This is a genomic window from Bradyrhizobium sp. P5_C11_2, assembly GCF_054049755.1.
Genome location: NZ_JBFULT010001067.1, coordinates 1 through 1125 on the forward strand (window position 1 = coordinate 1; position 1125 = coordinate 1125).

At 61.4% G+C, this 1125-nt stretch carries 2 protein-coding genes; both read left to right on the plus strand.

What is annotated here, in order from left to right; all coding sequences use genetic code 11:
- The first annotated feature begins 245 nt into the window (after positions 1–245).
- The gene (locus ACXJL8_RS41700) at positions 246–548 is read left to right on the plus strand and encodes a hypothetical protein (protein ID WP_456624171.1); all 303 of its coding nucleotides are present in this window, start codon (positions 246–248) and stop codon (positions 546–548) included.
- Between the two features lie 152 nt (positions 549–700).
- The coding region (locus tag ACXJL8_RS41705; protein WP_456687108.1) for a hypothetical protein at positions 701–1125 on the plus strand (425 nt) is incomplete at its 3' end.

The window sequence follows — 1125 nt, forward strand, 5'->3', positions numbered from 1 at the left end:
CCTCGAAACGCACCGCGCCGCAATGGCACTGCCCTGCCCGAATGGTCGTGTCGCTCGCCATGTTGCCCGTGTCTCCTGTTCAGATCAGTTCTACGCCGGTCCTGAATACAACATCCCGATCGGTCTTATCCCGCCTTCGCGAGTCACCTCGTCGTGAAACTTGTGGCCCGGCACGCGTTGTTGACACTTCAGTAACCCAACGCCTCCACTCTGCATTAAGTATCGTTGCGTTGGAGTACCCCACAGTGCTGGATTTTGACGAGCTGCGTGAACTTGCGGCCGATGTACGCGTTTTTGTCGACGTCGCCGAAGACAAGGCCGAAGCGCTCAGAGCCGTCATCGCGGCTTATGACGTGGTGCTGGCGATCTTCCCGTCCGGAGACGGCATGGGCCTCCACGTCATCAAGGGCAAAGAGATCCTGGACAAGATCGCAAAATCACGGACCCATGCGATCTACAGCCACACGGCCATCGCGGTGCCTGACCTGGAGCATGCGGAAGTGCTCAAATATCTGACGGCCCCGGTCGAGCAGCGGATTGCGGCATAGGACGGCGATCTCGTGTCCCGGACGCGCTGCGTCCGGGGCAAGAGCGCACAGCGCGGCGCACTGTCGCCGCACAGCTCCCTGGCGATGACGCCAAGCCTGACTGGCAGGATGCTCCGGCTGTTGTATGGTCGGATGTTTCTCGCGAGGGGCTGATGAAGATTGCCATTGTTATCGCCGGCTTGATCGTTGTTGCCGTTGCCGCCCTGGTGGCGATCCAGCCAGGCTTCTTGAAGCCTGCGTCGCTGGCCCTCGTGAAGAAGTCCGACATCCTCGGCTTTTCCCCCGGCATGACATTCGACGAGGCGAACAAGGTCGTCACCCAACGCCGCTACCGCTGCCGCCAGCTTCGCGAGTCCCATATCCTCGAATGCGCGGTCGACGGTGCCAAGCTCACGATCCATAGCGACGACATCGACGCCAGGCATCCCATCTGGCGCGTCAATGCGGAGTTGAAGAATCCGGGGCCGCAAGACGCTGCCGTCAAATCGATCTCCGACCAGTTCAACGCCCAGCCAACCAGGGACGCCCGGGAGGGATGGATCTGGACCGTCGGCCGCGGGCTCAAGCTGAGCTACGA